We start from the raw sequence: 13,226 nt of genomic DNA, 5'->3' as shown, positions 1-13,226 counted from the left end.
TCTTTATTAACTATGATGCTATTTTAATTGCTCTTCAAGAAAATCAATCATTTCTAAAAAGCGATCTTTACTTTTTCTCAATAATTCTTCAGGATATTCTTCAATTGTAAATACAAACTGTTGATGAAAGCTCGGAACTAAAACTCCGCCGGATGTTACCATTTGTTCTATGACATATCCTTTGGTAAGAGTACAGACAATTTCTTCATAGGATTCTTCTTCTTCTTCAAGAGTTTGTCTGTAGAGTACAATTGGTCTGTTTGTCTTTTCAACAATACTGGAACCCTTTTCAAGCAGATCTGATAATTGCTGGATTTGCCAGGCATCCAAACTAATCTGTTTTACCATGTTCTAAATAGGTGATTTTTCTATTTAACCGTGATAAAACAACGCATCTTCACAACTTGTCGTCAATAAAATCACAAATTTGTAATTTCAAAGAAAGAAAGTGATTTGGCCTTAAGCCATATCAAGTGCTCTAGAGTGTTTTCTAGTATGTGGTCTTTCACCAGAATATTTTCTTCTCATGTGTCCTGATGGTCGTCCATAGATTAACTCTAAGAACCAAGACTCGTGTTCAATCTCTTCAGCTAAGATATCTTTTGCAATATCATATGTTGCAGGATCTTTTCCTATTGTCATCAGGCAAATTTTATTCCAGTTGACAATTGCACCCTGTTCAGCTTTGAGACATTTCTCTAGAATTGCCTTGTGATCAGTTGGGTTTGCTGGAAGCTGCAGGAATTCACAACCTGACATTTTGATGAATTCTGTTGCGTCATTTGGAAGGGCCCCGCCTAATTGGTAGATTCTTTCCAGGCATGATTCGAAGTGGCTAAGATCCTCTAATCTTGCATCCTCGATAATTCCTTTGAGTCCTTCTCCTTCTAGGCCTGTACAATGCGCTCTTAGATTGGTAAAGTAATAGTATGCAGTAAACTCTACTGCTGCATTCTTGATTAATTCCTTTAACAATTCATCGACATCAAGGCCATTTTGTTTTAGAACATTGATTCCAACAACATTTGGTGTGTTTGATTCAGACATTTGATTCTACAAATTCTAATTGTAATAAAAATATTGCATTGAATTTCAGTATCTACTCAACTGAAATTCTTATTTTCTGACCGTCAATATCATCGTCTTTGTATTCTTTGCAAGAATTTGTGAAATTTACCTGTTTTACTCTGACTAGAAATGCCAAATCCTCTGCCTTGTCTTGAATCATTCCAAGTGATTCTTCATCCAAATCGAGAATCGATGCAACATCTAAAATATCTGTGGGGTTGTATCCTCTTTCTTTTCTTAGAGTTTGAAGTCTTCTTGCAACGTCTTTTATCAATCCTTTTGCCATCATTTCCTTGTTTCGCAGTGTTGAAATGAACACTATGTAATTGTCTCTTTTTGATACGGCAAAATTTTCACTTGCGTCAAAATCTATAACGTAATCTTCTATGTCTAATGAAATTATCTCCCCATCTATGTTAAAGTCATGCTTTGAATTCCTCTGTAGTGACGAAATGATTTCTTCAGGATCTGTTTCGGTAAATGCTGTAACTAGTTTTCCCATGTGTTGTTTTGCTTTGGGTCCTATTCTTTTTCTTTCAAGTTCAATAACTGGTTTTACTGGCAGTCCTAATGCTTTTAATTCTAAAATTTGTTCTAACCCTGATTCTTTTTCAGTTTCTACAACGGAGAATTTTTCTACGTTTAGTTGGGATTGCAATAAATCTGATAATGATTCTAGTTTTTTCTTTTGTTCTTTCTTGACGCAAATTTGTGCTTCATTTAACGGCCATCGTCTTTTCAATTTTCCTTTCATCCTTGCTGCAGATGACACTGATACGACATCCTTCATAATGTCAAATGATTCTTCAATCTCTTCGTTTACAAGTGATTCTTCATACTGGGGCCACTTGTCAAGTAGGATGCTTTGTTTTTCATGAAAAACTGTCTGATAAAGATACTCGCTGGTAAATGGACAAAATGGATGAATCAAAATATCTAATGTTTTGAGCACTTCACTGAGTACTGCATATATCGCCAATCTTCTATTTTTCTTGTTTTCATCTTCATCCCATAACTCTCCTCTTGTAATTGGAATGTAGATCTGACTTAGATTGTTTATGATAAAATCGTCTACTACTTTTGCACTTTCATGGAATTTACATGTCTGATTTTTCTCTGTGATTTTCTGTATTATTTTTTGAAGTTTAGATAATATCCAAATATCCGGTGATGTTAGCAGATTTTTTTCCTTGGCCCATTCAATCGTGTTTGATTGATCAAAATCGTCGTACTTGCTATTTTGTTCAAAATATAGGTGAAGGTTGAATAGCGTGTTTATTACCTGATACGGCCTTGACATTAACTCATCAGTGCTGAAGCTCAGAGGCTCAATTGGACTTGCCTTCCACATAAAATAAAATCTGACTAGGTCTGCAGGATATTTTTGTAATAATTCTGCACCTTCCAAAACGTTTCCTTTACTCTTACTCATCTTGCCTCCTTTTTCATCAAGTACGTGTCCTTGGAACAAAAATGATTTGAAAGGAGGTACAGGACCATTGTTTAAGATTACGTTTTCGATAAGAAGAGTGTATGCCCATCCTCTGGTTTGATCAATCCCTTCCGTGAAAAATGGCGCAGGGATTTCGTTTGTGTATTCTTCGTCAGTCAAAGACGAGTATGGTGCAGAACCACTGTTGTGCCATGTGTCTAAAACATATTCTTCTCTTTTTGTTTTGACACTGTTGCATTTTTTGCATTTTATTGTAATGTTGTCAATCCATGGTCTATGCAATTCAAAGTCTGGACCGTCTGGCAAGTTTTCTGCCGCATCTATAATATCTTTTCTTGTAAAGAACCAGTTTTTCTCGCCACAGTCATCGCAACTCCAGACAGGTAATGGACAACCCCATATCCTTTCTCGAGAAATACACCATGGGTGCCTCTCTTTGATAATTCCTAAAAATCTGTTTTTTGGCTGCTCAAAAAAGTATTCTACACTTTCTGCCGCATCAATTGCTTTGTTTCCTAGCCTATCTAATTTGTAAAACCACCCTCTTCGCGCAAGCCAAACTATTGGATGGTGTGACCTCCAACAAAGAGGATACTTGTGTTTTATTTTTCCAATTTTTACTAGCGCATTACAATCTTTTAGATCTTCAACAATTATTCTGTCTGCGTCTCTAACAAACATCCCTTGATATTTTCCTGCTTGAGTGGTGAATTTTACTTCATCATCAATGGGGCTGAAAATTTTTACATTTCGCTTGTTTGCTATTTTGATATCTTCTTCTCCGTTTGCGGGAGATAGATGAACAAGACCACTTCCTGTACTTGCATCAACAAACGACTCTGAAACTGCAACATGATAATTGTTTAATTTGGAACATTCACTTAATTCTGGAATTAAATCAAGCAACGGATGAATGTATTTCCTGCCTTCGAATTCTGAACCTTTAGTAGTTTTTTCAATACCATACTTTTCAATTTTCATTTCTGTCATGAATTCTTCTAGTCTTGTTTTTCCAATAACCCATGTTTCATTTTCTACTTTGACATATGCATAATCTTCATCTGGTTGAAAACCTACCATTGCATCAGTAACTAGAGTGAATGGCATGGTAGTCCAAACAATCAAAAATGCGTCTTCATCAACTAGTTTTACTTTATAATATAATGACGGATCTTTAACTTCTTCATATCCCTGATTTACTTCTGCATGACTAAGTGATGTTTGACAACTAGGGCAATATGCAATTACTGTAAAGTCTTCTTCTAAAATTCCATTCTCATGCGCTTTTTTTAGCACTTGCCATTCTCTTTCAATGAATTCATCCCTAAAAGTCCAATACGCTTTATCATGATTAAATGACATGCCAAGAAGTTCGTCAACTTCTACCCATGATTTGTTGTATTTTTTTACAATTTTTTTGCACTCAGTTACAATTCTTTCAATTCCAAACTGTTTGATTGCTTCTGTTTTCCCACCTGAAACTCCTAATTCTTTCTCTACTTGCAATTCTACTGGAAGTCCCTGTGTATCCCATCCGCCATTGAATTCAATTTTTTTCCCTTGTAGGGTATTGAATCTGTACCACAAATCTTTGATGACTCTCCCCCTTAGATGTCCTGCATGCGGAATCCCGTTCATTGTTGGAGGTCCTTCGATGAATCTAATTTTTTCACGTTTGTCTGATGCAAAAATCTGTTTTTCTAAATCAATTGATTTGATGTACTCTTTAACTTGTGATTCAATTGATTTTGCATCAAACTTTGTAGAAAGTTCCATTGGATTTTCATATGTATGTGGCATTATAAAGCTAAATTGATTTTTTGAGACTTGGATTATATAATTGAGTTAAAGACGATTTTTGTTGGCAAATATTCTGGTGGTAGGTTCTGGAGGTAGGGAACATGCGTTATCTTGGAAGTTATCTCAAAGCAGTAAGGTTGAAACTGTTTTTACATCTCCTGGAAACGGTGGTACTGAGAACAATGTGCCAATTGATGTTACTAATTTAGATGAATTGGCTGATTTTGCTCAAAAAAATAATTGTTTTACTGTAGTTGGCCCTGAGGTTCCATTGGCTGCCGGAATTGTTGATAAATTTAACAAACTAAACCTCAAAATTTTTGGTCCATCTCAAATGGCTGCTCAGCTTGAATCCAGCAAGATTTGGGCTAAAAATTTCATGAAACGCAATGATATTCCAACAGCTAGATTTGAAATTTTTGATGATGCACAAAAAGCTGAAGATTATGTTAACTCTCTTGAGTACAATGTGGTTGTAAAGGCTGACGGTCTTGCTGCTGGAAAGGGTGTGATTGTTTGCAATAGCAATAATGAGGCAATATCTGCAATTCAAACAATTCTGGTTAAAAAAACATTTGGTGATGCTGGAAATCGAATAATTGTTGAGGAGAGACTGGATGGAATTGAGGCCTCATACATTGCACTCTCTGATGGCGAGATTGCTATTCCTATGGCTTCAAGTCAAGATCACAAGAGAATTTTTGATAATGATGATGGTCCTAATACTGGTGGAATGGGGGCATATTCTCCCACACCTGTAATTGATGATGTATTGGCAGAAAAAATACAAAAAAAAATTATTGACAAAACTATACGCTCAATGAAAAATGAAGGAATTGTCTTTAAGGGATTTTTGTATGCCGGAATTATGATTAGAGATAATGAACCTTATGTTTTAGAATATAATGTTAGGATGGGTGATCCTGAATGCCAACCTATTGTGATGCGGATGGATTTTGATTTGTATGATTATTTTGTAGCAAGTGTTGAAGGCAAATTATCTTCCATGCCTTTACCTTCGTGGAAAAATCAATATGCTGTATGCGTTGTTTTGGCATCAGATGGATATCCAGAATCATATGTTAAAGGCGAAGAAATCTCAGGATTTGATTCTATATCAAATCAAGCTTATGTTTTTCACGCTGGTACAAAAAAAATAGACGGTAAAATTGTTTCGGATGGTGGGCGCGTTTTAGGAGTCACAGCTCTGGGCGAAAGTTTGGAAATTGCAATTAACAATGTATATGACGCAACTGAAAAAATAACCTGGGCACACAAATACTGCAGAAAAGATATTGGTAAAAAAGGACTGGCCTATTTCTGAGTCTGAAAAACTCTGTCTTCTGTTACGATCCAATCAATAATTACGTCATGTTCTGATTTTGGGATGTTCTTTACAATTTGCTTTTCCAAAGTCAACACAATAGTCGTGGTTTTATTTTCTGCTAGAAATTTATCGTAAAATCCATGACCATACCCCAATCTTACTCCACTTGGTGACATCCCAACGGCTGGGATGATTATCACGTCCAGTGAATTGTCTGCATTGCAGTCATCTTTTGGCTCCATGATGTCAAATCTTCCTTTTTCCAGGCTTGAAAAATCCTTTATTTTTCTAAATTCCATTTCATCTCCAATTACTTTTGGCAAAAAAACTTCTTTTCCGTCACTGATTAATTCTTGAATCATATCTTGTGTGAAGATCTCGCTTTGAATTGGATAATACATTCCAATTTTCTGAGCATTTTTAAATGCAGAAATTTTTTTTATTTTCTTTTGCATCTTCTCACTTGCAATCTTTAATAGATCAAAAGAAGTGTTATCTCTTTTTTCTAAAAGGAGATTCCTAAGTGCCTTTTTTTTATTATCGTCCAATTTGACTGCTCAGTGATGCTGCGGTGATTGTATTTTTTAATAACATGGCAACTGTCATAGGTCCAACTCCGCCTGGTACTGGGGTTGCAAAAGACGCTTTTTGAATTATTTTATCATAGTCTGAATCTCCGACTAATTTTTCTTGAAATCGCGATATTGCAACATCAATTACGATTGCACCGTCTTTAATCATCTCTGATGTCAACGTGAATTTGTTTCTATCACCCACTGCTGTTATAATGATGTCTGCAGATTTGCAGAATTCCGTAATGTTCTTTGTTTTAGAATGACATGTAATCACAGTTGCATTTTTTTCTAATAATAAGTGATAAAGTGGTTTTCCTACTAAATTACTTCTATTTATTAGAACTACGTTTTTACCTTCCAAATCAATTTTATGAAAATCAAACATCTCCATAACTCCTGAAGGAGTGCATGCAACTAATGCTGCTTTTTTCATCGCTAACAATCCCGCATTATGAGGAGTTAAACCATCTACATCTTTTAGCGGTGAAATTCTTGACGTGGTGGCAAATTCATCTAACTGTTCGGGTAATGGAAGCTGAACTAGGATTCCATGAACAGAATTGTCCGTGTTTAGATTGTCTATGATTTTATTTAATTCCATTTGAGTGATATTTGAAGCAAGTTTATGATCTTTTGTTATAATTCCAACTTCTTCACATGCAATGTGTTTGTTTTTGACATATGTGGCAGATGCTGGATTTTCTCCAACCAAAATTGTGGCTAAACAGGGATTGATGTCTTGTGTTTTAAGCTCAAGAATCGCCTTTTTGACCCTGTCTTTGACTGATTGAGCAATAACTTTGCCATCGATTTTAACGCCTGCCATGCACTGTTTTTAGTTTGTAGATATTTAATTCTTGGAATTTGGATGAAAATCTTAGAAAAGAAATTTAATGCCTATATTTCTAGTCAGAACATGTTTGTAATGATGGCAGATGTAAATCTAAAAGATGGTGCTGAAGAAGATTTCAAAAAATGGTTTTCAGAATCAAACAAAGTGCTGGCAAACTTTCCAGGATTTGTCTCAAGACGATTTTTAAAAGCAAATGACGGAAGCTATAGAATAATAGTGGAACATGAAAGCAAAGACACCTTCATCAAAATGCACAATAGCCCCGAACACGATAAACTACATCCTGAAGGACATTCTTACATGAGTGCTCCTCCCGAACGGAAAACATTCTCAATTATTGCTGAATAAGTTGAAACTCGATTATGATTTAAATTCATATATTGAAAAAATCAAAAAAAGCAATTCTTATTTTCATACTTTTATCAATCGTGAAAGCTTAGCGGCAGGAATTTTGGTTTTACAGCCCAATGAAGAAGATACTCAGGAACCCCATAATAGTGATGAGGTATACTATGTAATTTCAGGAGATGGTTTTTTGAAAATTAAAAACAATGATTACAAAATATCCAAAGACAAACTGTTTTTTGTCGCAAAAGGAGTCGAGCATTATTTTCACGGGAACACAAAGGAGCTAAAGGTTTTGTATTTCTTTGGCGGCCCTGACTCTTAGCCTATTATTGTTCTTCTTCCCGAAACTTTGATCTTTTTTCTAGCAAATAGATTCACTACTTCGGGGTATATCTTGTGTTCTTCTTTTAGAATTCTTTTTGATAGTGATTCCTCCGTGTCGTTTTCTTTGATTTTAACTACTGATTGAAGAATCACTGGACCTGTATCCATTTCTGAATCTACAAAATGAACTGTGCATCCTGAATATTTTACACCATATTCTAACGCTTGTTTTTGCGCATTTAATCCTGGAAAAGATGGTAACAATGCAGGATGGATGTTGATAATTCTATTCTTGTATTTTTTTACAAATTGCGGACTGATTATCCTCATAAACCCTGCAAGACAAACAAGCCCGTTTTTAGGAGTTACCCCGTATTTTGTTAGGCTGCCGATGATTTTTTTATCATATGCTTCTCTACTACCTTCAAACCCTCTGCTCTCAATAATCTCAGTTTTAATCCCTAATTTTTCTGCAATTTTTAGACCTGGTGCGTCTACTTTATTTGAAATAACTATTGCTGGATTTATTGGGATCTTTTTACTTTTAATTGACTTTAGAATGTTCTCCATGTTGCTTCCACGACCAGAGATGAGAATTCCTAGATTTAGCAACTAGTCAATACTAGATCAAACCTGCAATTTATATCAAATCCAATTATTTTCATCTTCGTTGCCTAGAAAAGTCAGGATGACTAAAAATGGAATCCTGTGTGAGGTAAATGAAAAACGAGTTTATTTAGATCCTAAAAACAGTGATGTTTCTGGAATAAATTTTGTCTCTCATGCTCATTCTGATCACCTTCCAACAAAAAACGGTGGAATGATCCTATCATCCATTGAAACAAATGAGATAGCTAATCTTCGAGGATTCAAAATGAAAAATCATGTAGAATCACTAGAAAATTTCTCCCTCATTAACAGTGGTCATATTCTTGGGGCCAAGGGTTTGCTCTTTGATGATATTTTCTATACTGGAGATATCTGTACTAGAGATAGAGGTTTTCTCAAGGGTGCAGAAATTCCTAAATGTAAAACTCTGATTACTGAATGTACATTTGGATTGGCAGAATTTGTTTTTCCAAAAATGGAACAAATTCAAAAACATGTTAACGAATTAATTTCTGAACTTTACGGAAAAGGAATACCTGTAATTTTAATGGGTTATCAATTGGGAAAAGCACAAACAATTACTCAATTATTTGGGCATTGGGGGCCGCTTTATCTTCATGATTCTGTAAAAGATATGAATTTACTTCATCAAAAATTTGGAATTTCTTTAAAGGATGGGATGGGGCATTCTGAAGCTGAAAAAAATGGATTACTTGAAAAAAAACCGTGGGTAATGGTTGCACCAATGATGTCAAGTAAAAATAAATTTGTTCAAGAAATGAAATCGAAATACGGTGCTGTAACAATTGGATTTAGTGGATGGGCACAATCCTCACGATTTTCTTTTGGAAGGCGAACTGATTATTCAATTCCAATGAGTGATCACTGTGATTTTAATGAGCTTGTTGATATGGTCATAAAATCTGAGGCCGAACAAGTCTATACAATACATGGATTTGTGGATGAATTTGCACAACACTTGAAAAAAATTGGCATCAGTGCTCAGCCCTTACTGGAAAATTCTTTAGATAATTTCACTTAGATGAAAATTTACTACAATCACAATTTTCAACTAGACACGTTTCCGTATTTCTAATATGATCATGAGAAAAATGCTTACATTTTTCATTTTTGCATATTCTTCTTTGGGCTTCTTTTTGTACTACTGATTGTGCTATGGCATTTGCCTTGTCCTTTGAATATCCTTTCTTATCTATGTAAAAATGAACAATACTGTTGTATAGCAAATCTGGATTGAATTGTTTTTCTAACATGGAAATATCTGGTTATAATACGGCATTATTCTATTAAAAGATCTTGTGACGCCTAATTTGTTTAAATAATACTGTGTTTGTACTATTTGAACATCCTATTTGTCATATTTGAAATTTTGATTGTAAATATATGAGAAAATTCATGCATAGGGAAATCAAAGAAGATTCTGAACTTGATCCTATGAATGCCCCTCAACGGACCGTTTTTTTTAAAAAATCCAAACCTGCTGAAACAATAAAGATTGATTTTAAATCTAATGAAAAATCCAAAAAAATCGATTCTCTTTTAGAAAAAGCACCTGAAAAAAACTTAGAATTAAATCACGAGTCTTTAGAAGAAAATGAAAATCTAGATGAATCAGATAAAAAATTACTTACTCTGAAAAAAGAGATTGAGACCGCACAAAAATTTCATCAATTAACAAAACAAAAATTGACTGCAAAATCTGCGTCATTAAGAAAAACAAAATCAACACTTACCCAAACCCAAAAAAAACTTGATGAGGCATTATCCTCAAAATTTACTGCTGTGGACAATAATAAATTGGAGATGATAGGTAAAATGTCTTCAAAAATGGCACATGATATGAGAAATCCACTAACAATTTTACAATCTCAAATTGAATTGATGAAGGTAAAACAAAAAATTCATGAAGATACAGTATTGTCAAATTCAATACTCAGTATGGAGAATGCACTATCCCACATTACAAATCAAATCAATGACGTGTTGAATTTCATTAAAACTCCTGAGATTCGCTTGATTACTTGTGATTTAAAAGAAATTGTAAAAAGTTCAATTGGCGAGGTAAGATTTCCTCCGGATGTTGAATTGCACTCATCACTTAATTCCTGTGTTCTTCAGTGTGATGTGGTAAAAATTCGTGGTATTGTTACAAATATTATACAAAATGCCGTTCAGGCAATTGGCCTTAAAGGTAAAGTTAGTGTATCTCTTGAAGTAGATGGTGAATTTGCTACAATCAAAATTAGTGATTCAGGACCTGGAATCCCTAAAGAAAACATTGAACAAATTTTTGAGCCGATGTTTACAACAAAAGATGATGGAACTGGTTTAGGATTGGCATCCTGTAAGCAATACTTGGAGATGCATAAAGGCACAATCGATGTTAGTAATAATCCTACCACATTTACAATTACACTGCCAAAAACTGCTGAATCCTCTTGATCTTCCTGAACTCTTTTTAGAATCTGTTTAGTAATTAAAGTAATGGGGTTTTTGTCCAATTTCAAAAAGGATCTCCAAAACGAAAAAAGAAAAAAGGCTCAGGGACTTGGATGCACTGTGGGACTGGACCGTTTTTTCCAATTAAGACAAAATTTTGACATAGTAAATTCTAACAGATTTGGTTTGTGAACTATTTCAGGTTTGAAATTTTTTAGATTCACTCTACAACAAATTCTACACTTAATGGCGGAGACAATGCAGTTGGATTATCTACAGACTCCCACACAAACACCGTAACAAAATATTTTCCTGCCAAGTCTGGAATCCAAGACTGGCTTGTTGTGATTGTTTGTTTGGGTAAAATAGTTCCAGACAGCCAAGACAATGACATTGTGCGTCCTTTTTCATCTTGTACTTGAACTAGATATGCAAAGTTGTGAATGTCTTGTGTCTGTGCGTTCAGGTCTGCACTAAACAAGACTTGATGTCCTAGAGGTATCACATTGTCTGAGAATCTATTTTGTTTTAGGTCTTCTATTCTCAATGATGTGGCAAGCACCATTTCTATTGGTCCACGAGGACCTGAGATTATAGCAGTGGCAACAACTTCATAGGTCTCAGAATCTGCATCATCTGGAAGTGTTGTGTCAACATACTTTGCAGATATTGTATCACCATCACTTACAAGCAATACACCTCTTGAAGAAGAAAAATCATGAGTAAAAATCACATCACCTTCAAAAAATCCAGGGTTTTCAGGCGTGTTTGTTAGTACAATGTCAGTTCCCAAAGGGTCAGTATCAGAGTGGACATGGATTCGGATAAAATCAACAGAGTCAGGAAACTGCACTAGATCAGGGTCAATTACACGTAGTGTGGCTACAGAGTTTTCTTTTCCAGAGTACGATGCTTGCAACCAATACATCTCTCCTATATTTCCAAGAGTGTTTTTGTGATCAATCCCATCTTCCCAAGCAAACGAAACAACAGAGTTGTCATCTGTTTGTGCAAATGCACCAGAAACTGAAAACAAATTAGTGCTGCAAAACCCAAAATGATAATGCTCAAATCCTACATCGCAGGGCTCAGGCTCTGGCCAAATTCGTGCATGCATAAGAAAGTACATTGCAACAAGAACTACTATGATGATAATTAACACAAATTTTGTTTTCATTTTCTAATCAAATCCAAATTCTTCATATTCTGGCAATGATATATCATAATCTGTTTTCAGTGAATATTCCAATATCTTTTGCACATCACATGGAAACAATTCTGGAGGAGTAAATGGATGAAGACCCCAAAATTCAGCATATGTTTTGTTTTCATATTCAAACAAGTCAATATACCGTACAAGGTGACCAGGTTTCCACGGACTTACACATGAAACATAGTCATCACCAGGGGCTAATGTTGCAGTGTAAATGACATTAGAAATTGATGTATTATCTTTAGATTCATAAAAATCAACTTGTATTGTCTTTGAATTTTTATTCAGTATCATCATGTTTTCAACATTGAACCAATAAACATCAGGTTTGCCTTCCGGAAAAGATACAATTTCACCATAAGAAATTGGTCCTGCAGAACTATAGAAAACTGCACTATCTGAAAAATTGTGTCTTCCTCTTTCCAGTCTGCATACAAACTCGTCGGATTTAATTTCCACACATTTGTAGCCATCAGATACTTTTTCAATACAGTCTTTGTCACATTTGGGATCATCAGGGTATAGTGAAACTCGTGACAACGGTTCTTGAAAGTAAATGTAGTCATGGATAAGTAGAATTGCAGGAACAATTATCATTATTGACAAAATTGCATAAAGAGTGTTTTTTAGATTAGGATTCATTTTCTATTTCCCCTAATCACAAAAACCAATCCTCCAATAATACTTCCAATAGTTATAACTAGAATTACCATAAATAGCAATACAGGATGAAGTGGAAGTGCATTTTCTGGTCCTGTATCATTGCATACCTCCCACCATTCCAATGTTTCTGCGGCACATATTGCAAAAACATTAGGAATGATGAACGGAATAAATGAAAATACAATAAGTATCAAAAATATAATTTTCATTTTAGTTTCTCACCATGAGAATCAAATACAGTATTCCAACAAAAACAAAAAAGATTCCAACTCCAGACAGAACAGTGAAAACAATTTGAAGTTTATGCGACTTTGTTTTTATCCAAGTTATAATTGGAACAATGCCAATCATGACAAAAGTTGCAATTACTGCAGGTATTGCATGAACATCTGGAGTTCTAGGACATGATTCATAGTAATTACCACTTGGTGTGTCAGTATAGCACCGTAGATAGTTTGTAGTGCCCCATACAAACACAAGAATGGACATGCCTAAAACGACAAGTAAAAATAATAATTTGTAATTCATTTTCT

The 13,226-nt window shown here is 34.8% G+C and carries 15 protein-coding genes; 5 read left to right on the top strand and 10 right to left on the bottom strand.

What is annotated here, in order from left to right:
- Positions 1-18: 18 nt before the first annotated feature.
- The 3 genes from OO712_RS03470 to ileS all read right to left on the bottom strand — a co-directional run bounded on the left by OO712_RS03470 (position 19) and on the right by ileS (position 4,297).
- Positions 19-348, bottom strand: a complete 330-nt coding sequence (locus OO712_RS03470) for a hypothetical protein (RefSeq protein WP_109876632.1) — start codon at positions 346-348, stop codon at positions 19-21.
- A gap of 111 nt (positions 349-459) precedes the next feature.
- The gene (gene dps, locus OO712_RS03465) at positions 460-1,047 is read right to left on the bottom strand and encodes a DNA protection during starvation protein (protein ID WP_109876633.1); all 588 of its coding nucleotides are present in this window, start codon (positions 1,045-1,047) and stop codon (positions 460-462) included.
- A 52-nt stretch (positions 1,048-1,099) separates the two neighbouring features.
- Entirely contained in the window at positions 1,100-4,297 is a 3,198-nt protein-coding gene (gene ileS, locus OO712_RS03460; RefSeq protein ID WP_109876884.1) for an isoleucine--tRNA ligase, read from the bottom strand.
- An 85-nt stretch (positions 4,298-4,382) separates the two neighbouring features.
- Between ileS and purD the strand changes: the two genes are divergently transcribed.
- Positions 4,383-5,645 carry a phosphoribosylamine--glycine ligase gene (gene purD / locus OO712_RS03455; RefSeq protein WP_109876885.1) on the top strand — a complete coding sequence of 421 codons (1,263 nt, stop codon included), beginning with the start codon at positions 4,383-4,385 and terminating at the stop codon, positions 5,643-5,645.
- Here purD and OO712_RS03450 read toward each other — a convergent pair.
- Positions 5,636-6,196 (bottom strand): 5-formyltetrahydrofolate cyclo-ligase, encoded by a 561-nt coding sequence (locus OO712_RS03450; RefSeq protein ID WP_109876634.1) that lies wholly within the window; start codon positions 6,194-6,196, stop codon positions 5,636-5,638. The genes purD and OO712_RS03450 overlap by 10 nt on opposite strands.
- Entirely contained in the window at positions 6,186-7,049 is an 864-nt protein-coding gene (locus OO712_RS03445) for a bifunctional 5,10-methylenetetrahydrofolate dehydrogenase/5,10-methenyltetrahydrofolate cyclohydrolase (protein ID WP_109876635.1), read from the bottom strand. The genes OO712_RS03450 and OO712_RS03445 overlap by 11 nt, the downstream gene beginning before the upstream one ends.
- A gap of 42 nt (positions 7,050-7,091) precedes the next feature.
- Here OO712_RS03445 and OO712_RS03440 point away from each other — a divergent pair, with 42 nt between their 5' ends.
- The gene (locus OO712_RS03440; protein ID WP_225866840.1) at positions 7,092-7,424 is read left to right on the top strand and encodes an antibiotic biosynthesis monooxygenase family protein; all 333 of its coding nucleotides are present in this window, start codon (positions 7,092-7,094) and stop codon (positions 7,422-7,424) included.
- A gap of 1 nt (position 7,425) precedes the next feature.
- A complete protein-coding gene (locus tag OO712_RS03435) occupies positions 7,426-7,746 on the top strand; it encodes a cupin domain-containing protein (protein WP_109876637.1) in 321 nt (106 codons plus the stop codon).
- On the opposite strand, the gene purN is transcribed toward OO712_RS03435, so the two are convergent.
- Complete coding sequence (gene purN, locus OO712_RS03430) at positions 7,743-8,360, bottom strand: phosphoribosylglycinamide formyltransferase (RefSeq protein ID WP_109876638.1); 618 nt, start codon at positions 8,358-8,360, stop codon at positions 7,743-7,745. The genes OO712_RS03435 and purN overlap by 4 nt on opposite strands.
- 76 nt (positions 8,361-8,436) lie before the next feature.
- On the opposite strand from purN, the gene OO712_RS03425 reads away from it, so the two are divergent.
- Together OO712_RS03425 and OO712_RS03420 are read left to right on the top strand one after the other, a co-directional pair.
- Positions 8,437-9,399 carry an MBL fold metallo-hydrolase gene (locus tag OO712_RS03425; RefSeq protein ID WP_109876639.1) on the top strand — a complete coding sequence of 321 codons (963 nt, stop codon included), beginning with the start codon at positions 8,437-8,439 and terminating at the stop codon, positions 9,397-9,399.
- Positions 9,400-9,773: 374 nt separating this feature from the next.
- Positions 9,774-10,820, top strand: coding sequence for a sensor histidine kinase (locus tag OO712_RS03420; protein WP_225866841.1), 1,047 nt, complete (start codon positions 9,774-9,776; stop codon positions 10,818-10,820).
- A gap of 217 nt (positions 10,821-11,037) precedes the next feature.
- Here OO712_RS03420 and OO712_RS03415 read toward each other — a convergent pair whose 3' ends face one another.
- From OO712_RS03415 to OO712_RS03400, 4 genes are read right to left on the bottom strand one after another with little or no spacing between them, the layout of a single operon-like run.
- Positions 11,038-11,994: a hypothetical protein gene (locus OO712_RS03415; protein WP_109876642.1), complete on the bottom strand. Its 957-nt coding sequence runs from the start codon at positions 11,992-11,994 to the stop codon at positions 11,038-11,040.
- A 3-nt stretch (positions 11,995-11,997) separates the two neighbouring features.
- Positions 11,998-12,672 (bottom strand): hypothetical protein, encoded by a 675-nt coding sequence (locus tag OO712_RS03410; RefSeq protein WP_109876643.1) that lies wholly within the window; start codon positions 12,670-12,672, stop codon positions 11,998-12,000.
- Positions 12,669-12,902, bottom strand: coding sequence for a hypothetical protein (locus OO712_RS03405; protein WP_109876644.1), 234 nt, complete (start codon positions 12,900-12,902; stop codon positions 12,669-12,671). The genes OO712_RS03410 and OO712_RS03405 overlap by 4 nt, the downstream gene beginning before the upstream one ends.
- 1 nt (position 12,903) lies before the next feature.
- Positions 12,904-13,221, bottom strand: a complete 318-nt coding sequence (locus OO712_RS03400; protein WP_146195981.1) for a hypothetical protein — start codon at positions 13,219-13,221, stop codon at positions 12,904-12,906.
- Between the last annotated feature and the right edge of the window lie 5 nt (positions 13,222-13,226).

Source organism: Nitrosopumilus zosterae (assembly GCF_025998175.1).
Taxonomy (GTDB): Archaea; Thermoproteota; Nitrososphaeria; order Nitrososphaerales; family Nitrosopumilaceae; genus Nitrosopumilus; species Nitrosopumilus zosterae.
This window is presented reverse-complemented; position numbering and strand designations above follow the sequence as displayed.

Bases quoted from the DNA above. Each gene is read 5' to 3' on its own strand.
- OO712_RS03470 (WP_109876632.1), bottom strand. From the start codon at position 348: ATGGTAAAACAGATTAGTTTGGATGCCTGGCAAATCCAGCAATTATCA.
- dps (WP_109876633.1), bottom strand. From the start codon at position 1,047: ATGTCTGAATCAAACACACCAAATGTTGTTGGAATCAATGTTCTAAAA.
- ileS (WP_109876884.1), bottom strand. From the start codon at position 4,297: ATGGAACTTTCTACAAAGTTTGATGCAAAATCAATTGAATCACAAGTT.
- OO712_RS03445 (WP_109876635.1), bottom strand. From the start codon at position 7,049: ATGGCAGGCGTTAAAATCGATGGCAAAGTTATTGCTCAATCAGTCAAA.
- OO712_RS03440 (WP_225866840.1), top strand. From the start codon at position 7,092: ATGAAAATCTTAGAAAAGAAATTTAATGCCTATATTTCTAGTCAGAAC.
- OO712_RS03425 (WP_109876639.1), top strand. From the start codon at position 8,437: ATGACTAAAAATGGAATCCTGTGTGAGGTAAATGAAAAACGAGTTTAT.
- OO712_RS03420 (WP_225866841.1), top strand. From the start codon at position 9,774: ATGCATAGGGAAATCAAAGAAGATTCTGAACTTGATCCTATGAATGCC.
- OO712_RS03415 (WP_109876642.1), bottom strand. From the start codon at position 11,994: ATGAAAACAAAATTTGTGTTAATTATCATCATAGTAGTTCTTGTTGCA.
- OO712_RS03410 (WP_109876643.1), bottom strand. From the start codon at position 12,672: ATGAATCCTAATCTAAAAAACACTCTTTATGCAATTTTGTCAATAATG.
- OO712_RS03405 (WP_109876644.1), bottom strand. From the start codon at position 12,902: ATGAAAATTATATTTTTGATACTTATTGTATTTTCATTTATTCCGTTC.
- OO712_RS03400 (WP_146195981.1), bottom strand. From the start codon at position 13,221: ATGAATTACAAATTATTATTTTTACTTGTCGTTTTAGGCATGTCCATT.